This window comes from Neptuniibacter marinus, assembly GCF_001597725.1.
In the GTDB taxonomy this organism is placed as follows: domain Bacteria; phylum Pseudomonadota; class Gammaproteobacteria; order Pseudomonadales; family Balneatricaceae; genus Neptuniibacter; species Neptuniibacter marinus.
In genome coordinates this window covers 339511-359772 of sequence record NZ_LUTR01000001.1, presented here as the reverse complement: position 1 = coordinate 359772, position 20262 = coordinate 339511, and the positions used below count along the sequence as shown (strand labels likewise).

The 20262-nt window shown below is 43.6% G+C and carries 19 protein-coding genes; 11 read left to right on the top strand and 8 right to left on the bottom strand.

What is annotated here, in order from left to right:
- Window positions 1-915, bottom strand: coding sequence for a LysR family transcriptional regulator (locus tag A3774_RS01610; protein WP_075107884.1), 915 nt, complete (start codon window positions 913-915; stop codon window positions 1-3).
- Between the two features lie 437 nt (window positions 916-1352).
- Here A3774_RS01610 and A3774_RS01605 point away from each other — a divergent pair, with 437 nt between their 5' ends.
- The 8 genes from A3774_RS01605 (at window position 1353) to A3774_RS01570 (ending at window position 8988) form a co-directional block, all read left to right on the top strand.
- Window positions 1353-2003: a MotA/TolQ/ExbB proton channel family protein gene (locus tag A3774_RS01605; RefSeq protein ID WP_197467991.1), complete on the top strand. Its 651-nt coding sequence runs from the start codon at window positions 1353-1355 to the stop codon at window positions 2001-2003.
- On the top strand, window positions 1981-2388 hold the full coding sequence (locus A3774_RS01600) for an ExbD/TolR family protein (RefSeq protein ID WP_067862337.1): 408 nt from the start codon (window positions 1981-1983) through the stop codon (window positions 2386-2388). The genes A3774_RS01605 and A3774_RS01600 overlap by 23 nt, the downstream gene beginning before the upstream one ends.
- Entirely contained in the window at window positions 2385-2813 is a 429-nt protein-coding gene (locus tag A3774_RS01595) for an ExbD/TolR family protein (RefSeq protein WP_067862335.1), read from the top strand. The genes A3774_RS01600 and A3774_RS01595 overlap by 4 nt, the downstream gene beginning before the upstream one ends.
- On the top strand, window positions 2810-3688 hold the full coding sequence (locus tag A3774_RS01590; RefSeq protein WP_067862333.1) for an energy transducer TonB: 879 nt from the start codon (window positions 2810-2812) through the stop codon (window positions 3686-3688). The genes A3774_RS01595 and A3774_RS01590 overlap by 4 nt, the downstream gene beginning before the upstream one ends.
- A 9-nt stretch (window positions 3689-3697) precedes the next feature.
- Window positions 3698-6040 (top strand): TonB-dependent receptor, encoded by a 2343-nt coding sequence (locus A3774_RS01585; protein WP_082792317.1) that lies wholly within the window; start codon window positions 3698-3700, stop codon window positions 6038-6040.
- A gap of 75 nt (window positions 6041-6115) precedes the next feature.
- On the top strand, window positions 6116-7261 hold the full coding sequence (locus tag A3774_RS01580; protein ID WP_067862331.1) for an alpha-hydroxy acid oxidase: 1146 nt from the start codon (window positions 6116-6118) through the stop codon (window positions 7259-7261).
- Entirely contained in the window at window positions 7255-7941 is a 687-nt protein-coding gene (locus tag A3774_RS01575; RefSeq protein ID WP_067862329.1) for a Fe2+-dependent dioxygenase, read from the top strand. The genes A3774_RS01580 and A3774_RS01575 overlap by 7 nt, the downstream gene beginning before the upstream one ends.
- A gap of 30 nt (window positions 7942-7971) precedes the next feature.
- Window positions 7972-8988 carry an extracellular solute-binding protein gene (locus tag A3774_RS01570; protein WP_067862326.1) on the top strand — a complete coding sequence of 339 codons (1017 nt, stop codon included), beginning with the start codon at window positions 7972-7974 and terminating at the stop codon, window positions 8986-8988.
- Between the two features lie 1068 nt (window positions 8989-10056).
- On the opposite strand, the gene A3774_RS01565 is transcribed toward A3774_RS01570, so the two are convergent.
- Both A3774_RS01565 and A3774_RS01560 read right to left on the bottom strand, forming a co-directional pair.
- Complete coding sequence (locus A3774_RS01565) at window positions 10057-10806, bottom strand: transposase (RefSeq protein WP_197467988.1); 750 nt, start codon at window positions 10804-10806, stop codon at window positions 10057-10059.
- 199 nt (window positions 10807-11005) lie between these two features.
- The gene (locus tag A3774_RS01560) at window positions 11006-11851 is read right to left on the bottom strand and encodes a DUF547 domain-containing protein (protein WP_067862324.1); all 846 of its coding nucleotides are present in this window, start codon (window positions 11849-11851) and stop codon (window positions 11006-11008) included.
- 199 nt (window positions 11852-12050) lie between these two features.
- Between A3774_RS01560 and A3774_RS01555 the strand changes: the two genes are divergently transcribed.
- Together A3774_RS01555 and A3774_RS01550 are read left to right on the top strand one after the other, a co-directional pair.
- On the top strand, window positions 12051-12977 hold the full coding sequence (locus A3774_RS01555) for a Dyp-type peroxidase (protein WP_067862322.1): 927 nt from the start codon (window positions 12051-12053) through the stop codon (window positions 12975-12977).
- A gap of 131 nt (window positions 12978-13108) precedes the next feature.
- Entirely contained in the window at window positions 13109-13306 is a 198-nt protein-coding gene (locus tag A3774_RS01550; RefSeq protein WP_067862320.1) for a hypothetical protein, read from the top strand.
- A 112-nt stretch (window positions 13307-13418) separates the two neighbouring features.
- Here the strand turns inward: A3774_RS01550 and cysK are convergent, their stop codons facing one another.
- Complete coding sequence (gene cysK, locus A3774_RS01545) at window positions 13419-14387, bottom strand: cysteine synthase A (protein ID WP_067862318.1); 969 nt, start codon at window positions 14385-14387, stop codon at window positions 13419-13421.
- 205 nt (window positions 14388-14592) lie between these two features.
- Between cysK and A3774_RS01540 the strand changes: the two genes are divergently transcribed.
- Window positions 14593-15063, top strand: a complete 471-nt coding sequence (locus A3774_RS01540; RefSeq protein WP_067862316.1) for a tetratricopeptide repeat protein — start codon at window positions 14593-14595, stop codon at window positions 15061-15063.
- A 15-nt stretch (window positions 15064-15078) separates the two neighbouring features.
- Here the strand turns inward: A3774_RS01540 and A3774_RS01535 are convergent, their stop codons facing one another.
- From A3774_RS01535 to kdsA, 4 genes are all read right to left on the bottom strand, one after another.
- Window positions 15079-15666, bottom strand: coding sequence for a tRNA-uridine aminocarboxypropyltransferase (locus tag A3774_RS01535; RefSeq protein WP_067862314.1), 588 nt, complete (start codon window positions 15664-15666; stop codon window positions 15079-15081).
- A gap of 3 nt (window positions 15667-15669) precedes the next feature.
- The gene (locus A3774_RS01530; RefSeq protein ID WP_067862312.1) at window positions 15670-17085 is read right to left on the bottom strand and encodes a DUF4139 domain-containing protein; all 1416 of its coding nucleotides are present in this window, start codon (window positions 17083-17085) and stop codon (window positions 15670-15672) included.
- A gap of 89 nt (window positions 17086-17174) precedes the next feature.
- The gene (locus A3774_RS01525) at window positions 17175-19196 is read right to left on the bottom strand and encodes an SUMF1/EgtB/PvdO family nonheme iron enzyme (RefSeq protein WP_067862310.1); all 2022 of its coding nucleotides are present in this window, start codon (window positions 19194-19196) and stop codon (window positions 17175-17177) included.
- 200 nt (window positions 19197-19396) lie between these two features.
- Complete coding sequence (gene kdsA / locus A3774_RS01520) at window positions 19397-20245, bottom strand: 3-deoxy-8-phosphooctulonate synthase (RefSeq protein WP_067862308.1); 849 nt, start codon at window positions 20243-20245, stop codon at window positions 19397-19399.
- Window positions 20246-20262: the final 17 nt, after the last annotated feature.

Below are 20262 nucleotides of genomic sequence, written 5' to 3'. Positions count from 1 at the left end.
TTATTCGGCTTGTTCGACTAGCCCTCTTAACCAGCTGCAAGCTGGATCATGATGGCAATGGGCATGCCAATAGAGGCGGTGTTCTATCTCCGGTAACTGAATCTCTTTAGGTAGATTTTGATAGGTTAAGGTTCTCCCTTTAATGAGTTGCTGTGCGATCACTTCAGGCATAGTGACAATAAGGTCACTTTGTTCGCAGAAGTTAGCAGCTACTTCAAAACTCGGCAAAACAGCGGCCACATTGCGTGACTTATCTAAGCGTTGCAGGCTCTGATCAATAAAAGTGGTTCCTCTTCCCGTTAGGGCTGTGTAACCGTGATTAGAGGCTAGATAACGATCTAATGTTAGTATTTCCTTTGCGAGAGGATTTGAACATCTCATCAAGCACACCATCGGCGAACTTTTTGATAAAAACTTCATATAAAACTGATCTAACCCTTTATCTGGGGTTAAGCCACTCATTACAAAGTGAATCTGTCCTGATGCTAATAAGTCAAAAGGGTTTTCCGATTCTCCCAGTACCTCTAAGCGTAGATTCGGTGCTTGCTGATGTAGCTGTTTAAATAATGCAGGCATAAAGAGCTGAACCTCTAAAGGGCCAGCGTATATGCGGATTGTTTGTTGACATGAAGCGGGTTCAAACTGCTTATCTGTCAGCATTGATTCGATGTTATCAATAACACAGTTGAGATTGCTTGTAATTCTTTCAGCGCCCGCTGTCAGAATGTAACCCGACTGGGTGCGTGCCAGTAAGGGGTCATTAAATATTTCCCGTAGTTTCTTTAAATCCCTGCTAACTTTCGATTGGCTTAAATTCAGCCTTTGCGCAGCCCGCGTGACGTGCCTTTCTTCAAGTAGAGCTTGTAATACACGTAAAAGGCCCACATTCAAAGCAGCAATATTTACATTTTGCATAACCATTATTCCGATATCGCCTTTTATAAAGCTAACCAATTCACGTACTATCCCGCCGAAACAAAGCGTTAATCTTAATGTGATTGTAAATGATAATTGTTAATATTTGTACTGAAAATGGTATTTGAATGAACTCAAGCACAAATTCAAGCATAGAAAATCATGACATAGGCCCTAATGAGGGAGCTGTAGAGATTCCAGCTACAGAGGTGGTTGATGCATCGGTTCATTCTGAAATAGTCCAAAGTACAGGCGGTAAGGTTTCTTCCTTGGACGCTTCAGCTACTGAGGTGCTGAAAGAGGATGCAGCTAATGCAGATTCTTTGTTAGATATAGCCGAGGATGCGTCTCCCCTTGGTCTGTCGGGAAGTGAGGCGTCTGCCACTAATACTCTGTTGCCTGATGCTGGGTTAGACAAACTGGATCCATTAATACAGATGTTAGATGTAGGTGGGCCTGTTGTCTGGATCTTGATCATTTTATCTATAGTTTCTATCACCATTACCCTGCTAAAGCTGTGGCAGTTTGCTGTGCTACGACCTGAAAAAACTGATCTAGTTAATAAAGGTTTAGAACATTGGAAGGCGGGGAATGCCGCGTTTGCCATAAGTGCACTTGAGGGTGCTCGCCCAGTGCCCAGTATTGTTCGCTCTGCTATGTGTGGTTTGAGTGAGGGTAAAGATCCACACATGTTAAAAGAGGAGCTAACACGACGTGCACAGGGGTATGTTAATCAACTGACTGCGTTACTTCGTCCATTGGAATTAATAGCGAACTTGAGCCCTCTACTCGGTTTGATGGGTACTGTATTAGGCATGATTGTAGCTTTTCAGCAGATGGAAGCTGCTGGGAGTCAAGTTGATCCAGCGGTTCTATCTGGTGGTATTTGGCAAGCGCTGTTGACAACAGCTGCAGGTTTGGCTGTTGCTATTCCTGTTGCTGCAATACATAGCTGGCTTGAGCGTAAAGCTGAGCGCTCTGCTTGGTTGTTAGATGATGCGGTAACACAAGTATTTACCTTTTATTTTAATCCCTTAGTGGCTGTGCCTAGTGATACGAGAGCGGATGCTGGTTGTGTTGCTGAATAATATCGCCCCGAGGAAGAAAACTATAAGTATTACCCCATTGATCGATGTGGTTTTTATCTTGCTACTGTTTTTTATGTTGTCATCAACCTTCAGTCAAAAGAAACAGCTCGAAATAAAACATGCCACTTCAGGTGCTTCACAGGTTGAAGCTGAAGTGGTCCGGATTGTTTTACAGCCTGAAGGGACCGTTGAGGTTGGTGGCGCTCAATATATTGTAGGCGAGCAAAACTTTATCCAATTGCTCAATACTCTGGTTGAAAATGATAGCCATGTGAGTTTATCCGCTGGGGCGAATGTCAATATTCAAAAGGTTATCGAGTTAATCGATATGAGCTATCAGGCCGGCATTACTCAGCTGAATTTAAGTGAGTCTGTCGAATTATGATTTTAACAGATACTACTAAAAGGCAGAGTCGCCGCAAACGTCAGCTTGATGACAGTATGGTTCCGGCAATTAACATCGTTTTTTTATTGCTGATCTTCTTCATGATTGCCGGCCATATAGAGGCAAGAAATGCAGATTTACAGATTCCCGCTTCAAGCAGTGAAGGTGAGCTTGTTGCAAGAGATATAGAGATTCAGATCTTGCTGAATGGCGATCATTATCTCAATGGTCAAAAGATAGAGAAGCCATTACTCGAATCTTTGCAGGCGTTAGAGTCCTCAGCGGAGCCTATAGTGATCTCAGAGGAATCTATAGTGACCTGCCATATAGATCGTAATTTGCCTTTCTCGGCATTAGATCCGGTTTTAAGCGCTGTACGTCAACTAAAAATTAAGCGTTTGCAGATAGCGACTGAACATAAATGATGATAGCTAAAAAACAGGTATTACTCTGCCTAATAGTCGCGGTATTTATCCATATAGCGTTAATAACACCTTGGATATTAGGTAAAGATAGCGAAGGTGCAATCGCTGAAGGGCAGGATGGTTTGTTGGTAAGTGTTGGTATTGCCGGCAGTTTCACTGAAACTGCAGAAGTGCGTGATGAGATCGTTGAGAGCAATTTAGTCGAAGAAAAAAACAGCGATAAGCCTGATCTAGAAAAGGAACAAGAGCAAGAAGAAGTAGTTGAACCAGAGCCGGTTGTTGAAGCGAAGCAGGAGAAAATCGTTGAGCCAGAGCCAGTTGTTGAACCTGAGCAGGAAGAAACGATTGAACCTGTACCAACGCCGAAACCAAAAACAAAAAAAACGCTCAAGCAAGAACCGGTAAAACAGCCGGAGAAGAGACCTGATATAACAAAAAAACCTCAGCCTATAAGTGAACCCACTAACGATCTTAAGGCAAAAGAGGCAGATAGCAGCGCAAAATCAACACCGATTGCAACTAAGGCAACGGGTGTTGGAACGCGTGTAGAAACGGGTGGTAATCCAGCGGCAAGGCAGAGCTATTTAAGCAAAGTTTTGGTGCGCATTGCCCGGGTTAAACGTTACCCGCGCAGTGCTCGAAAAGATGGAGTCACCGGTACGGTAGTGGTTAGTTTTGTGATTCAGAAAAATGGTCGGGTAAAAAGTTCGAGAATCGTCACAAGTTCAGGTGATTCTCGATTGGATAAGGAAGCAACAGATATGCTGTTGCGAGCAAGTCCATTCCCTAGCATTCCTTCTGAGCTAGGTGAGGGCCCACTAGATTTAACACTACCGATTGAATTCTCATTGAACCCAACACGTAAGTTATTTTAAGGACAGACAATGTATCAAGCCAATACAAAAAAGCCCTCTAGCATAGAGCGAAATATAGGAAAGAAAAGCGCCTTTACCCCAGGCACTTTAGCCTTAGCAATTTCAGGTACCTTGATGGCTGGTGTAGCTACTGCAGAGGAAACAATCTCCCTCGATAAGCTGACTGTTGAAGAATCCGTCACACCAGATACTAATCCTTACGCGGTACCAGGCTCTCCTTACTTGGCTGAACGGCTATCAGACCCTCGCCGTACGCGTGACCTTGCGGAAACGCCGCAAACAATTACTGTACTTACTGCAACAGAGCTTGCTGATACTGGGCGCACAGACCTGCGCGAGATCCTTGATGGACAGCCGGGTATTACTGTAGGCACGGGTGAAAATGGTAACGCATTTGGTGACCGTTATGTGATTCGTGGTCATGAAGCCCGCAGTGATGTTTTTGTCGACGGTATGCGTGATCCTGGCATGACAATCCGTGAAAGCTTTGCAACTGAGCAGGTTGAGATTAGTAAAGGGCCAAGTTCTAGCTTTGCTGGCCGTGGTACTACTGGTGGTGCTGTGAACTCTGCAACTAAACGTGCAAGTTCTGAATATGATTTTACTAAGCTTTCAGCAGGTATAGGTACAGATAGTCATCATCGTGTATCTTTAGATACGAACCAAGTTATTAACTATGATACGGCAATTCGAGCTAACATCCTGCATGCAGAAGAGGATGTGCCCGATCGTGCGCCAGCTGATCGTCAGCGTAAAGGTGCAGCTTTCTCGATTACTCATCAACCAAGTGATGATTTAGAAATTACTGCTGATTATTACCACTTTGAAGGTAATGATAAACCGGATTTAGGTACCTACCTTGATACCTCAGGGGATGGACAACCGGTAGCTAATATCCCTGTGTATCTTCAAAATGAAGATTTTCTGGATTCCGAGGTTGATACAGCCACACTACGTATAGGTTATGAAGTTAATCCCGATACTCGTATTGTTAACTTAACCCGTTACGGCACAACTGATAACGGTTATGTAACAACCGGTGCACGTGGTACTACGGCTTATCCTACGCTTGCCGATGCAACAAACGGCACTAATGGATATAGTTCAGCTACTTTAAGTACCCACCAAGGTTGGCAGGAAGTTGAGTATTTTGCTAACCAGTTTAACCTGTTGATGGATCGTGAGCTGGGTGGTTTAAATCATGAGCTTGTATTTGGCCTAGAGTATACCGATCAGCAAGTACTTAATGGTGTGTATGATAATACGGCCACAGGAGCGTCGAACTGTTTTTCCTCTGGTCGTAGAGGCCCAGGTGCTGCATATTGCCTAAATGATGCTAGTGGTGCTGAAGTTTCGGATGTTAACTCATTGCTCCAGCGCGATATATCTAAAGGTGATTGGGATTCCGATTGGAATATAAAAACCATATCCCTTTCCATGATGGATACAGTGGACATAACGGATAAGTGGACCCTGTTTGGTGGCCTACGTTATGACTACTATGACTATAAAACTACGGCTAATTATGATCCGGGCACAGGTCGCGAGTTGACTGATTTCATCAATGAAGATGGTTTCTGGAATGGTCATGTTGGGGCAAGTTATAAAATCAACCCTAAAGCGAATGTTTATGCGAGTTTCTCAACGGCGACTAACCTCAATGGTGGTGAATCGGACGTAGGTACAAGTTGTGGTTATGGTGGTATCTGTGCCGAAGGCGCTAACCCTGTTTTAGGTAACCCTGAAAAAACAGACAGCTGGGAACTTGGTACTAAATGGCGCTTTAATGATGATAAATTACTAGCGACAGCAGCGCTCTTCCGTATTACAAAGAGTGATGTGATGGAGTCTTCAGATGGTAATTCGTATTCAACTGTCGGTACTTTAAATACAGGTAAAAACGAAGTAGAAGGTATTGAGCTTGGCATTGCCGGTAATCTTACCGATAAACTGAGTGTTCAGGCAGGTATCGCATTGATGAATGCTAAAGTGAAAGAATCTATTATCGAAGATAATGTAGGTAAAACGTTAGCTAACTTTGCTGATAAATCTGCCTCTTTACATCTTAGATATCAAGCGACTCAAGCTTTTGCTTTCGGCGGTACAGCAACTTACGAAAGTGTTCGTTATACAGGTCAGCCAGATACGGCGGCTAACGAAGAGAGAGGTGTTCCTGAATACACTGTATTAGATGCATTTGCGTCTTATAAAGTTAATCGCGATATGCTACTTAGATTAAACGTAAACAATCTTCTTGATGAGGATTATTATTTAGCGGCTTATCGTTCAGGTGCATTCACTTACATTGGTGATAAAAGGAATGTTCAGCTAACGATGGAATATAGCTTCTAAAGTTAGTATCCCCCCTTCGGATATTTCCTTTGGCAGGGCTACAATAGTAGCCCTGTTTTTTATAAGTGATGATATATGTACGAACCCAGAAAAATTCTAGAAACGCTTAACTATATACCCCCTGAGATTTTATCTGCTCAGGATTATGAGTTACTCGCACCGGACTTTATCTCCCAAGATCGCTTTGCTTATATCTCGGGAGGCAGTGGGCATGATGTCACTTTAACCAAAAATCAACAGGCCTTTGCAAAGCTCGCTTTTATTCCGCGTGTTCTACGCGATGTTGATCAAGGCTCTACAACAACTGAGTTGCTGGGACAGCGTTTTAAACACCCCATATTATTAGCCCCTGTTGCTTATCAAACCTTAGTTCATCCTCAAGGTGAGCAAGCAGCAGCTTATGCAGCCCAAGCGACGGATAGCTGCATAGTGGCGAGCACACTATCTTCCATGACCTTGGAACAGATAGCGGAAAAAGCTGGGTCAGAACGGTGGTTTCAGCTCTATTTTCAGCCGGATTTTAAAGATACCAAACACTTATTAAAGCGGGCTGTGGCCGCAGGTTATAGAGCTATAGTTGTGACTTTAGATGCCGCTATTCAGCAGCCCAGTATGCGAGCTCAGCGGGCTAGATTCACATTTCCTGCCGACCTTATTGCCGCCAATTTAGTTGATCAGATGGCAGCTAGTAGATCATCCTCTGCGGGAAATCAAAGTCATATTTTTCAAAGTTATATGCAAAACCTCCCTTCGCGAGAACAATTACAGTGGCTCCTTGAAAACAGCCCTGTACCTGTATTGATAAAAGGGGTTTTGCATAGTGAGGATGCCCTCGAATTAAAAGCCTTAGGCGCCGCCGGTATTATTGTATCTAACCATGGCGGTAGAACATTGGATGGTGTGCCTGCTAGCCTCTCCATGTTGCCTGCTATCCGTTCAGCGGTCGGTGATAGATTTCCATTGTTGTTAGATAGCGGTATTCGCTCTGGTGGAGATATATTTAAAGCCATTGCTTTAGGCGCTGATGCAGTGCTTATTGGGCGTTTACAGGTATATGCACTCAGTGTCGCCGGCGCTTTAGGTGTTGCGCATATGATCAAGTTGTTAAGAGAAGAGCTTGAGCTCACTATGGCGATGACTGGTTGCGCCACGATCAATGACATTAGGCTGGCCGATCTTACGACGGAATCATCAAATTTAAGCCGGAGAAATGAATGTTAATTACCATTCCAGAGTTGCTGTCTAAGGCTGAAGTAGAGCAGATCAGAACACATCTAGAGAGCGCTAATTGGCAAGCGGGCAGTCAAACTGCGGGTAGTATCGCGCGTAAGGTAAAAAAGAACCAGCAGCTAGATGATAGTAAAGAGCCGGCTATCAGCTTAGGGCATCATATTGTGCGTGCCTTATCGCAGCACCCGACCTTTATTTCGGCTGCGTTGCCGGACAAAATCTACCCGCCTAAGTTTAACCGTTATAGCGAGAATGAGACTTATGGTGCCCACGTAGATGCGGCGTTAATGCAGGTACCTGAGACCAACCAAACTCTACGAACCGACCTTTCTGCAACGATTTTTCTTGCTGAACCTGATGAGTATGAGGGAGGCGAGCTTAGCATTGAAACGCAATATGGCGCACAAACCGTAAAGCTCGCAGCGGGTGATATGGTGCTTTATCCTTCCACCAGTTTACATCAGGTCACGCCGGTCACTAAAGGTGTGCGGGTCGCTTCATTCTTCTGGATTCAAAGCTTAGTGAGCGATATCCAGCAACGGGAGACGTTGTTTAACCTAGATCAAACGGTTCAACAACTCACCGTCGAGCTCGGCCAAACCCATAGTGAAGTGGTTAATCTGAGTGGGATTTATCACAACTTGCTACGCCAATGGGCAAAACCTTCTTAACTTTTTGATTTTCTTATAGGCGATTTAATAATGCGATTTAAATATAGCTTACTTGCTACGGCCTTAGCGCTACCTCTACTTTCAACTGCTAGTCTGGCGGCAGATCTCATGGTTTATTCATCACGTAATGCCAGTTATATAAAACCTCTATTAAATGAATATGCATTAGAAACTGGCGTAGCCGTCAACTATCTTGTTAGCCCTGCAGTGGAGCTGATTTCACGTCTAGAAAATGAAGCGCAAAGTACGCAAGCAGAGATTAAAAAAGCTGATCTGATGATCGCTTCAGGAGCTGAGTATTTCTGGATGGCGTCAGAGAAAGGGTTGTTAGCGTCGGTTCAATCAAGCACTCTTTCAGAGAACGTACCTGCCCATCTTACATCACCAAAACAGGATTGGTTTGGCTTTGCCAGTAGAGCTCGTACAATTGTTTACAACCCAGCCAAAGTTAAGGCGAGTGAGCTAAGCAGTTACAGTGATTTAGCATCTCCTAAATGGAAAGCTAAACTCTGCTTGCTCACTTCTCAGTCAGCTTATACTCAAGCCTTCGTCGCGATGTTAGCTAATCATGAAGGGGAAGAAAAAACTGCTCAGATTATGCGCGGTTGGGTGGATAATTTAGCCGTGGCGCCTTTCGGCGATGATATACAGGTGCTTGATGCGATTAACCAAGGTCGTTGTGATGTAGGTATTGTGAACTCTTATTACTTTATACGGTTCAAAAGACAGGAGCCGGATACCAAACTAAAACTCTTTTGGACGGATCAAAAGGGGATGGGCACTCATGTGAATATTACGGGCGCGGCGGTCGTCGCCAATACGCCTAATCAAGCTCAAGCGATCGACTTTTTAGAGTGGTTAACCACTAAAGAGCCGCAAGCTACTTATGCCAAGTTAAGCATGGAATACCCAGCTAATCCAGATGTTTACCCTGCAAGGGAAGTGGCGAGGCTCGGAAAATTTAAGATGGATACAACCAATCTATCTAATATAGGTATGCATCTACACACAGCCCAAAAACTAGCAAAAGCAGCAGGCTACCCATAACAGGCTTTGGACAGTCTTACTGCACATCATAAAAGCCCATTCTGGGCTTTTATTTGTTTTAGCGAGAGAGTATTTAATTCCTGCTTTATCTGCAAGTGATTGCTATAGCGCTGGGCAGCGTAAGTAAACGACCTCTGCGGTACATCTCCCAGATTGTTTGTTATCAGATTTTATACGTAGGTTAATGAGAACCGTGGGGCTTTCTACTGCGCCAACAGGAACCTCATTCACATTAGCGATCATCATTTGATGTCCCTTGAGTGGTGTGCGGGATATGCTGTGGCGGCGGTAAGAGTGATCCGATCACAATGCTTAGAGGCTTGAGTATTGTTTGTGGATACAAGTTTCCAACCGAGTTGCTGCGTATAGTCAACGGTTGCTGTAACTCGGGCAATTGGTTTATCAAGTTTTTCCGCTATCGACTTTTTAAAGTTATTGTAGGCTCCGTAGCAGAGAGTTGTATGGCGATTGTTGTGTATATTGTATGGCGATTGTTGTGTATATTTATATCTTTAGAGCACGCCGCGAGGCACTTTTTGTCGCATTTTTATTATCTACCGACCCATAGGAACCGCTGGTATCTAGAGCTAAGCACCCGCCACGAAATTGTTCTACTTGCTCTGGACTCATGCCTGCATGAGACAAGTCTAATCAGGGTCAGGCACTTTTGAAGAAAGATTTTTGGATTCATTCCATAAAAAAAGCTTTTAGGAATTTTCAGTAGCTAAGTACTGTGATTAAAGGGTTGTAGGCGATTATTTTATGTTTTGGAGACAATGGTTATCTCCAGCAAGTCAGCTGCTTTTTGTCGTCAACTTGAATAGGGGGGTGAGGGTTTAGGCTGCTTGCCTTGACCGTCGTTTTCGAGCAAATCTTTTCGCGTAAACTTTTTCAAACTGAGTGATATTATCGAACCAGTTTTCATTATTGAGCTTCAGCCTTTCTAATATGGGGGGTAATGATGCCGCGATTGCTCCCCGGCCATCGTTTTTAACCATTCGTCCCGTTATATCAATTAGAGTTAAGTAATCTTTAAAGTCGAGTAAAATACCTTGTTGCTCGTTTTGTTTAGTCGTTTTGTTTAGTCGTTTTGGTAAATTGAAGTAGAGCTTTGAGTGGAATTTTAAAGTCCTGTAAGGCGAGTTGTACTTTATGGTCGATAATTGCTGAATGTAAATTGAATTGAGGAGCGATGCGTTCTTTGATGCTGGTGTGTTCTGAGTCTTCAGGCGTGTTTGCCATCTCTGAGCGTATGGGATTGAGGTCAACGTAAGCCATGCAAGACAGCAGTGCTTCTTCTGTTAATAGGGCTTGGGATTTAAAGCGAGACTCCCAAAAGTGACCCGTACATTTATCCTCTAGGTTCGCTTGGCGAGCAATCGGCTCGTTTAGGCATTTCATAAACCAACTAAGGCTGGTTAACCGTGTTCGGTAGACTGCTATTATCTCGGTTACACTATTTAACTGAGTCTTGCTCAGAGTCTCGCCTGATGCCCATTGCTGGATTAGTAAAGGGCCTTTAAAGAGGCACTGCCAGCGTTTAACTACCTCGGCATCAGACCATGTATCAGCCACACTTGGATTGAGTTTTAGTACGAGGTGGTGATGGTTGGACATAATGGCATAGGCGCAGATATCGATAGTGAAGAGGGAGGATAAAATGCGTATACGGTCTTCAATCCATTGACGACGGTGCTCGTAGCTTTTACCGGTTGAGTAGTCAACGCCACATAAGTACGAGCGGCGAACACAGCGAGAAACGACATGGTAATAGGGAGTATCTTGTATAGATACGAGTTCCTTTCGTGGGCGAGTCATCGGTAAATCCTTTTATCGATGGGTAGCTAAATTGAATAGTTTCTGTTGAATCTATCTTAGGAGGCGGATTATTTATTGTCAATTTAAGAATGCCTGTCCTAAGAGGTTTATGTCCTAAGAGGTTTCGAAAAGTGCCTGTCATAAGAGGTTTCGCTGATAGATTCTACTAATGCGCTCATGGAGTTTTTTGCTTGGAGGGTTATCGAGCTTCATTTAATTGCCAATTATATTGATCATCAAAAATGCTTTGTACCTTTGATAGTTGATGCTTGAGAGGTTCTTTAGCGTATTGTTCTAGGTGTTTAATTACCTGAGTGTCATCGCCTCCAAAATCCTCTTTAAACCAGTTGTAAATACTTGATACTATCAACGTACCGTCTTTGATTTCTACGCCTCTTGGATGGTTGATAAAAGCAGTTGCTGCTTGTTCTAGCTGTTGTTCCATGTTTTCTGCTGTATAAGCTTGTGTGCTTAAATTTGGGCAGCCAAGGGATGCGCAGTTAACGGCATAATGGGTTCTAGGATCTTTCCAAATAGGGCGAAGAATTCGATGCTCTATATCGTTGAGACTTAATGATTGCTGCTCAACACTAATCAGTTCTTTCTTCCATGGCCCTCGGGTGAATAAGCCTGAGAGTTTGATATTCATAATAGATTTGACGGGGTAGTGGTCGAGTACCACATCAACGGTCAGTGCATTGTATAAGTTTATCCAGTAAGCCCGCTGTTGATTACGATTATATTGGCTAATGGGTAGGGCCGTGAGTGTGGCAATATAGCTTTTTAGGGCCTGTTTATCCGCTGCTGTTACGCTCGCATATTTGAGGGTATTAATACCCTTGACGGCGGTATTGCTGTTGCTATTTGTTTCTATATAGGTTGAAAGAAAATGATTCCATGGATTATGACTAATGACCATCTTGCTCTTCGGATCATTTTGTAACCAGTATTCCCAGAGCTCTGACTTTGGTGCGGCATAAGTGTTTATGGAAAGTGTGAAGGTTAGGGATAATAGGCATAGTAGCGCTGTTTTTATGAGTCTCATGAGGTGAACTCTTCTATTTAACTATTCATTTGTACTTAAGACTCCAGTTTGATAACAAAATTCAAAGATTTTTAATGGTTTTTTTATTGTCTGTCACGAGGCAGTAGCTGTTATTAGTGAATTAATCCATGATCTTTAATGTGACTTGGTGGTATTGGTTTTATACTTAAGCGAAGTTGTTTTGATAAAGAGGTGAGTAATGGCGTTGTATCAAAAGGGGATAGTGGCTGAGGCGAACCGTTCAGCACTTTTTTTAACGTTAAATCAAACGCGCAACGAAGGTGCTAAGCAGCGTGTTAAGCAGGTCTTAGCGGATGTTACAGCGCTTGAGGAAAAGTATAACCAGTTAGAACCTGAGGCTGAGTTGTGTTTAGTGGCGGCGATAGGCAGTAGTTATTGGTCACAAATCATCGATACTGGGGCGCCGGCGGAGTTAGCTGCGTTTCCTAGTTTTGAAAATGGTGAGAATGTTGCACCTAATACGCCAGTGGATCTGCTTTTTCATATACGCTCAGAAAGGAAAGATCTCAATTTCCAGCTAGCGCGGGAACTCTGTGCTGAGTTAGGGAATGCGGTTCAGGTAGTTGAGGAGGTCGATGGGTTTAGATATTTTGATATGCGCGACTTCACAGGTTTTGTCGATGGAACTGAAAACCCACAAGGTGATGATCGAATAGGGGTTGCCGTTGTTGGAGAGGAAGATCAAAACTTTGCGGGTGGTTCCTATATTCATCTGCAGCGCTATGTTCACAATATGGCCTATTGGAATAAGCAGCCGGTAAAAAAGCAGGAAGAGACATACGGTAGAACGAAAGAGGATAATGTGGAGTTCGCCTCTACAGATAAGGCACTTACGGCTCACACTAAAAGGACGTCCTTAAAAGACAGCGATGGAAACTCTATTGAGATTCTTCGCCATAGCATGCCCTATGGTGATACACAGGAGTGTGGGCTTCTTTTTGCGAGTTACTGCTGTACGCCGAAAAACTTTACGCTCATGTTAAAAAGTATGGTGGAAGGGGATGGTGAAGGTCATACCGATCACCTGTTAAAATATACCCGAGCGGTAACTGGGCAGGCATTCTTTGCGCCTTCACGTGTGTTTTTAGAAAATATCAACGGATAGAGTATTTAGGAGATTGTAGTTTTACTACATTCTATTTATTAATCTGTCTGTTTTTTGTTCTATTTCTTGCAATTTGTAGGATTTGTACTAGGGTGTCAGTATAAAAACTACAATGTGGGTCAGAGAATAAAATGCAGACGGATATACATGTTCGCACTATCGCTATTTTAGCGGTAGATGGCGAGAATTATGAAGTAAATGGGTGCTATCAGGGACAGCAGCGTAGAGCGAAGTGGTACAACGTATTTAAAAGTAGTGACCATGAAGTGCATGCGGATCATTTAGAGGTGTTCCCTTCCCATGCGGATATTAGAAAATTGCTTAATTAGGTAGTTGTTAGTAATTAAGCGATCGTAGGTATCTTTGAAAGGATAGTAAAAAGCCGGATCTGTTATCTCATCCGGCTTTTTTGTGTCTGTAAGTGTGCTACGTCCGTTTTATTTATTGAACCGATTCGTTATCGCTGAACATGCCTTCAAATAGAGCAGAAGATAGGTAACGTTCGCCAGAGTCCGGTAGAATAACGACTATGTTTTTATTGGCGTGTTCTGGTTGTTCTGCCACACGCATAGCTGCACAAACCGCTGCGCCGCAAGAGATGCCTGCCATAATGCCTTCTTTTTCCATTAACAGTTTAGCGGTTGCAATTGCATCTTCATTACTGACTTGTTCGACCTGATCAATTAACGCCAAATCTAAATTTTTAGGCACAAAGCCAGCGCCAATCCCTTGGATTTTGTGGGGAGAGGGTTTTACGGTTTCGCCATTAAGTGTCTGCGAAATAACGGGTGAATCAACCGGCTCTACCGCAACAGAGGTGATTGCTTTACCTTGCTGGTTTTTAATATAACGAGAGATACCGGTAATGGTGCCGCCCGTACCTACACCTGCAACAACAACATCCACCGCACCATCGGTGTCGTTCCAGATTTCAGGACCTGTTGTTTTTTCGTGGATCTCTGGATTAGCTGGGTTCTCAAATTGTTGCAGCATGATATGAGTATCAGGGTTTTTATCTACAATCTCTTGTGCTTTATCAATAGCACCTTTCATGCCTTTTGCTGGTTCAGTTAAGACAATGTTGGCGCCGAGTGCCTTCATGATTTTACGGCGTTCAAGGCTCATGGAGGATGGCATCGTAAATATAATATCGTAACCACGGGAGGCTGCTACGAATGCCAGCGCGATACCGGTATTGCCGCTGGTGGGTTCAACCATAGTTATCCCTTGTTTAAGAACGCCGCTTTTTTCTGCAGACCAGATCATATTAGCGCCAATACGACATTTTACAGAACCTGCAGGGTTGCGGGACTCAATTTTACCGAAAATATTTAGCCCAGGAGCGAGGCGCTTAAGATGTACTAGCGGCGTATTACCAATGGTAAGGGAGTTATCTTCGTAAATTTTCATTTTGCTACCCTAGAATCCTTTTGATGGCCTATATATCTAAAATGAATATAAGCGCTGATTTTTATGTTTGATTGATAATATAAGTTTTAGCGTAGAAGCATATATTGTATCAAGTGGTTTTTAGATGAAGTTTTTCTCCATAAGATTACCGGTAGTTGATATTATGGCTTTTTAATTGCTGTGATAGTTGTAGTAGGAGAAGGTTATGCGCTTTATTTCGAGGCTGTTAGCGCCGCTTGTTTTTGTGGTCGCTTATGCTCTATTTCGTTCATCTATGCAGCAAAAGTCTCTTAAAAAGCATAACTTCGTTATGAAGCTGTTTCGTTTCTGTGCTGATAACGGCCATAAGAAAGCATTGAGCGTTTATGGCCATCTTTTGCACTTTAAAGGGGATGGTATACAAAACCGGATTCAGGGTGGCATATATTTGCAACAAGCTGCGGAAAAGGGTGATGAAAAAGCGCAGTATCAGATGGGGCGTATTTTTGAGAATGGGTATGAACATTATTTTCAGCCGAATGCTGAAAAATCGCTAAGTTTCTATACTAAAGCGGCAGAGCAGGGACACCAATTAGCGATTAAACGTTTAGTTGATACTTATGCTCAAGGAGAGCTAGAGCAGGTAGCTGATTCTCTTAAAGCTGATTATTGGCGAGCGAAGCAATCGCCGTTATAAGAGGCGGCTTTGCCATTAATGGCGCTTTGATTGTTTGTAGTGCGTGATAAATGCATCAAAGGCTTGAGTCAGTTGGGTGGCAGGACTAAGTTCATCGCACAGCTTTAGCAGTTCAATGACCGTTTCCGCTGTACATAAATGATCAGGGTCGGGATTTCGTCTTAGGTCATATCTGCTGGGCGTTTTTGGATCAAAGGCTAGAAGAGGTAATTGATCTAACCAAGGGCTTTTTCGGACAATTTTTCGAACCTCCTTCCATGTGCCATCGGGCACAATAATTAGGGTTTCATGCCCAGTATTCAGTTTGATTTCCTGCTGCCGGACTTTAAGTTCTTCCCTATCGGCGGGAAAGAGTAGCCAAGCATCAGTGTTTTTATCTTCGATCTGTTGAATTAGCTCGAGTGGTGGTTCATTTCGTTTCCACAGATAAGCTTGGGTGTTTTGAATGGTATTTAAGATGATCTTACTAGTGGTCGTAGGTCTTGAGGGTTCGTTCTCGTGGAGAAGGAGTGCAAGCTTTACGCGACTTGTTGTTGGAGTGCTCTGGCTGCAACAGCACCAGTTTGAGATAAGGCCGCAGCCAGAGCAATAATGAGTTAGCAAGGTTTACCGTTTCTCCATCTTAACGTGGAAGCGAAGAACCTTTTCTCCTTTTGCAGGGACTTTTATTTTCCATTGGGCACTGCCGCCAAGTACTTTTTCGAACTCGATGTTGCTGCTTTCCATCTCCCAAACGAGAGGGAAGTTTGCCGTCATAACTAAATCCGCAGGGGTGGAGCGGCTGTTAGTAATGCGAAGTTCTTGTCCCACTTTAAAACCATTAAACACTGTGCTGAAGTGGATCTGTTTACGGTGGATCGATAGGTCAAAGGCTTTGCCTTGAGTCACTTCGACTTCATCCCCTTCCCCGGTATGGTTGATACTGCTGCCGCCCATAAACTGAAGTTGGCCTTTGCTATCAGGGCTGAAGGTTCTGATTTTTCCTGCCGGTAGCGGCATACCTAAATGAGACTTTTGATCATTCAAAAATTTGAGGGTTAAGTTAGGTTTAACGCGATGCTGGTTACGTTCCAGTGTTGGGTAAACCAAAAATTCATAATCATAACTACGGCTGACGGGCACTTTTTCTGCGGTGAGGAAGGATACCTGTTTCACTTGGCCATTTAATAGATCTACTTTGCGCGGCAAACTAAACAGATGGAAATCGCCAATGCTTTCTCCACTTAGTGATTTAGGTGCGGCGGCTCCGCGAGCCATTACCATATTAGAGAAATCTTCTTGCAGTGCGGTTGCATGGCGTGCGCCTGGATTATTTAAGTCTCCTGCCACTAAAGAGATCTGAGCGTCTTTAAAATCAGCACCAGTGTTGTTTGTTAGGCTGGCTAAACCATCAAGAGTGACTTGTGTGCCCGCTTCGTTAAGCGTCATAACGTAATCCATGTCCCAACTTAATCCGCTCGTTAGGTAGCTTATACCTGTTAGTTGGGCTTTAGATGTGCCAGACGAACGGAAACTTACGCTTGGTTTAGCGAGCAGTTGGCTTGGCAGGTTTGGAAAAATAAAACGCCAGCCGTTATTTAGAGGGATGCTTTCAAAACTGTTATTACGTTTAATCAATGCGCGGCTGCCATCGATGCTCAGCAATTTCACTGAGCTGATAATCTCTTTTCCGGATACGGGATTTAAGCGTGCAAGTTTTAGCTCTTTGCCAACAAAATGTTGCAGTAAATTCTGTTGGTTAAGCAGGTTGGTATTCAGGTTTTGCTCAAGTATTTTACCGGCATTGTCTATGAGTAAGCTTTCGACTTGTAGCTGTTTGCTTACATCTTCAAGGGTCACCGATTGTCCGGTTTTTAAAGGGGGTAATTCGCGAGTTTCACGGACTAAACCTAAATTTTGGTTGTATAAGGTTAGGTCGATAGATTCTCTCTGTTCAGAGCTTATCTGTAATGTAGTGGCTTGCGCGGATAAAACGGTGAATCCCGCGAGGCAAAGAGCAAGACTGATTTTGTTAATTTGCATATGGAATATTCCCTGAGAACGAGTCCCTAATCTATCAATGTTAGAATGAACCTAGGCTTTCTGGTTGTTGCTCTAAAGCGTTCCGTTCTTTATTCAAAGTCTAGTGCGACTCTGAAGCCCCAGCTGTTACGTTTTGAGTCTACTGGATGCCGGTAGCGGCTGGCGGGTCGAATTAAACGATCAATCTCAAACCAAGAACCCCCTCGCATAACTCGGCTTTCACAAACTTTTTCCGTATAAGCTGAGCCATTTCTAGGTGTTGTTTTGTAGCTGTTGGTATAGCAGTCTGCCACCCATTCATCAACATTTCCTGTCATGTCATGTAGACCCCAATGGTTAGCGGGGAAGCTGCCAACGGGCATAGGCTTAACGCCATCAAATTCGCTACCGCATCCGGAACAGACTGCCATGTTAGGTTTGAGTTCATCGCCCCACCAGTAAGTGCTTAGGGTTCCAGCTCGTGCCGCGTATTCCCATTCTGCTTCGGTTGGTAGGCGATAAGGATGACCTGTCTCGTGGCTAAGCCATTCGACATAGGCAGAGGCGTCCCGCCAAGTTACATTGATTACTGGCTGGTTGCCTCGGCCCCAGCCTTCATCGTCAGGTAGAGGGCGTTTAGTTGCTTTGGCGAAGGTGTCGTATTCAGCAAAAGTCACTTCAAAGCGTGATAAAGCAAAAGGTTTACGGATTTTAACAAGATGCACAGGTTTTTCGTTATCGTCTCCAATCCCTGCTTGATCACCCATACGAAATTCGCCGGAGGGTAGTAATACCATCTCAGGGCCGTAGGTTGTGTTGTCGATCTGATCTTTAAAAATCTGTTGACCCGGTGTGTCAGGTTCTGCTGCCTTTAGCATTTTCCGAGCAGATAATAATTCTTGTTCAAGTAATGAGTTGTTTTGTAATGCGTCGTTTAGCTCTTGCTCGGCTCGGCTTTGTATCTCTTGTTGAGCTTGTAGAGAATCGTACATTTGCTGTAAAGCTTCTTGTTGTTTGGCAATTTGTAAAGTTTGGAAGTCTTTTTCTTTAAAGTTTATTAACTCTGAAACGGCCCAGCCCGATAGGTAACCAGCAATAAAAATACAGCAGCCGATCAGTGTGTAAATTACAATCTTGGGAGGTGCGGTTAGTAGCTTTTTTGATCGTTTAACTGTGCTTTTTAGCTTGTCTTTTATAGATGAGGGTGAGCTATTCTCGTCGTCTGTTTCACTTTCTATTCCTGCGTTAGGCTGCTCTTTTTCTGACTCATCGTTACTATCTTCTTCAGCTTTGGGCGGGAAGATAGCTTTCATTAACTCTGTGCAGCTAGCGAAACGTTCCTCTGTATCAGTGGAAAATGCTTTTTGGAGTTCTGCCCATTGTTCATCGTCTAAATCTGTTGGTTGTTCTAACTGCTTTCGTACCCGATCTGCTTCCGACTCATTTACATCAAAGGGTGGCTTGCCGGTAAATACTTCGTAAATGATAGCGGCAAAAGAATATACATCAGTTTTACGAGTCAGTTTGCCCGGATGGAAGGCTTCGGGAGATTGATAGGCTTTGTAGCTGGGTGGGGCTGTTAGTAGATCGGCAATTGATTCTAGTGTTTCTCTTAAGGCAGATAAGGTCAGTTTAACCCCGCCTTTTCGGTTTATATAAATAGCATCAGGTGATAAACAAGCGTGTGGACTGCGTAGTTTTTGGAAGTTCATGTCAACAGCATAAGCGACCTGTCGGAGTAGACCTAGCCGTTGAGCTATTTGAAGTTGCTGCCCCGCTTTAATGAATCCGCTAAGTGTTAGGCCATCCAGTTTTTCATAAGATAGGAGTAGTAGTCCGCCTTTGTGGGGGAAAAAACCATAACATTCTGCAATATGTTTATTTTGCAGTTGTTTGCTTAGGGCTGCATGTTTTTTAATCCCTTCTGCAAAACTGGTTTGTTTTAGGAGGGTGGGGTTGATAATCAAGAGGGTAACAAGCGGATTACCGGCAACATCAATATCCTTGGCCTGCCATAATTGGCCAACAAGGTGTGTTGAGCTATTACCTATCAGTTGAAAACGGTGATGCTCAGGCCCCAGTATAGCGCCTTCTTGTAACGACTGATAAATTGAATCTGCAGTATCACTCATGGAACATTAAAACCTATCCTTAGTTTGTATACGCTTATCATCGATAAGAGTGTAGCAATAAGTCAGTAGCTAATAGTCTGGTACTGAGTTGGATAAGAGGTTTATTAGCTAACCAATGAATTATAAAAGAGTAAGCCCATAGTTCAATAATGGGCTTATTTCTTTGTCATATATAGGACTTATAGCAAGGTCAGGCGCTTTTATATAGAGGTATCTAAGTGGGGGAAGCTTTTTACTAGTTCATCCACTGCTTTCATTTGCGCTAAATAAGGTTCAAGTGTGCTGAGAGGAAGAGCGCAAGGGCCGTCGCATTTAGCTTGATTTGGATCTGGGTGAGCTTCTAAAAAGAGCCCTGCAATACCTTGCGATAAACCTGCACGAGAAAGTTGCGCAACCAGTGCTCGGCGGCCACCGGCGGAATCGGCGCGCCCACCAGGCATTTGCAGTGCATGGGTAGCATCAAACATGACTGGATAGCCAAACTCTTTCATTATGGAAAAACCGAGCATATCCACTACTAAGTTGTTATAGCCAAAGCTTGAACCGCGCTCGCAGAGAATGAGTTGATCATTACCGGCTTCTTCGCATTTATGCAAAATGTGTTTCATCTCTTGAGGTGCGAGGAATTGTGCTTTTTTTATGTTGATTACTGCATTGGTTGTAGCCATTGCTTCAACAAGATCAGTCTGACGAGAGAGGAAGGCTGGTAGCTGGATAATATCGCACACTTCTGCAACAGGAGCGGCTTGATAGGGCTCATGTAGATCGGTAATTAAGGGAACGTCAAAGGTTTCCTTAATCTCTTGTAATATTTTTAGGCCTTCATCAAGGCCAGGGCCACGAAATGATGTGAGAGAGGAGCGGTTGGCTTTGTCGAAAGAGGCCTTAAAAACGTAAGGGATGTTGAGTTTTGTCGTAACTTCAACGTAGTGCTCGGCAATTTTCATTGCTAAATCACGGGATTCTAAAACATTCATACCACCAAATAGCACCATAGGTTTGTCATTGGCTATTTCAATGTTTGCGACCGTTATGGTTTTTTGCTGCATAGCTATCAATCGTCCAT

Excerpts from the sequence above, each read along its gene's own strand:
- A3774_RS01580 (WP_067862331.1), top strand. The coding sequence starts at position 6,116 with ATGTACGAACCCAGAAAAATTCTAGAAACGCTTAACTATATACCCCCT.
- A3774_RS01590 (WP_067862333.1), top strand. The coding sequence starts at position 2,810 with ATGATGATAGCTAAAAAACAGGTATTACTCTGCCTAATAGTCGCGGTA.
- A3774_RS01565 (WP_197467988.1), bottom strand. The coding sequence starts at position 10,806 with ATGACTCGCCCACGAAAGGAACTCGTATCTATACAAGATACTCCCTAT.
- A3774_RS01570 (WP_067862326.1), top strand. The coding sequence starts at position 7,972 with ATGCGATTTAAATATAGCTTACTTGCTACGGCCTTAGCGCTACCTCTA.
- A3774_RS01530 (WP_067862312.1), bottom strand. The coding sequence starts at position 17,085 with ATGCAAATTAACAAAATCAGTCTTGCTCTTTGCCTCGCGGGATTCACC.
- A3774_RS01605 (WP_197467991.1), top strand. The coding sequence starts at position 1,353 with ATGTTAGATGTAGGTGGGCCTGTTGTCTGGATCTTGATCATTTTATCT.
- A3774_RS01560 (WP_067862324.1), bottom strand. The coding sequence starts at position 11,851 with ATGAGACTCATAAAAACAGCGCTACTATGCCTATTATCCCTAACCTTC.
- A3774_RS01610 (WP_075107884.1), bottom strand. The coding sequence starts at position 915 with ATGCAAAATGTAAATATTGCTGCTTTGAATGTGGGCCTTTTACGTGTA.
- A3774_RS01555 (WP_067862322.1), top strand. The coding sequence starts at position 12,051 with ATGGCGTTGTATCAAAAGGGGATAGTGGCTGAGGCGAACCGTTCAGCA.
- A3774_RS01540 (WP_067862316.1), top strand. The coding sequence starts at position 14,593 with ATGCGCTTTATTTCGAGGCTGTTAGCGCCGCTTGTTTTTGTGGTCGCT.
- A3774_RS01575 (WP_067862329.1), top strand. The coding sequence starts at position 7,255 with ATGTTAATTACCATTCCAGAGTTGCTGTCTAAGGCTGAAGTAGAGCAG.
- A3774_RS01525 (WP_067862310.1), bottom strand. The coding sequence starts at position 19,196 with ATGAGTGATACTGCAGATTCAATTTATCAGTCGTTACAAGAAGGCGCT.
- A3774_RS01595 (WP_067862335.1), top strand. The coding sequence starts at position 2,385 with ATGATTTTAACAGATACTACTAAAAGGCAGAGTCGCCGCAAACGTCAG.
- cysK (WP_067862318.1), bottom strand. The coding sequence starts at position 14,387 with ATGAAAATTTACGAAGATAACTCCCTTACCATTGGTAATACGCCGCTA.
- kdsA (WP_067862308.1), bottom strand. The coding sequence starts at position 20,245 with ATGCAGCAAAAAACCATAACGGTCGCAAACATTGAAATAGCCAATGAC.
- A3774_RS01550 (WP_067862320.1), top strand. The coding sequence starts at position 13,109 with ATGCAGACGGATATACATGTTCGCACTATCGCTATTTTAGCGGTAGAT.
- A3774_RS01600 (WP_067862337.1), top strand. The coding sequence starts at position 1,981 with ATGCTGGTTGTGTTGCTGAATAATATCGCCCCGAGGAAGAAAACTATA.
- A3774_RS01585 (WP_082792317.1), top strand. The coding sequence starts at position 3,698 with ATGTATCAAGCCAATACAAAAAAGCCCTCTAGCATAGAGCGAAATATA.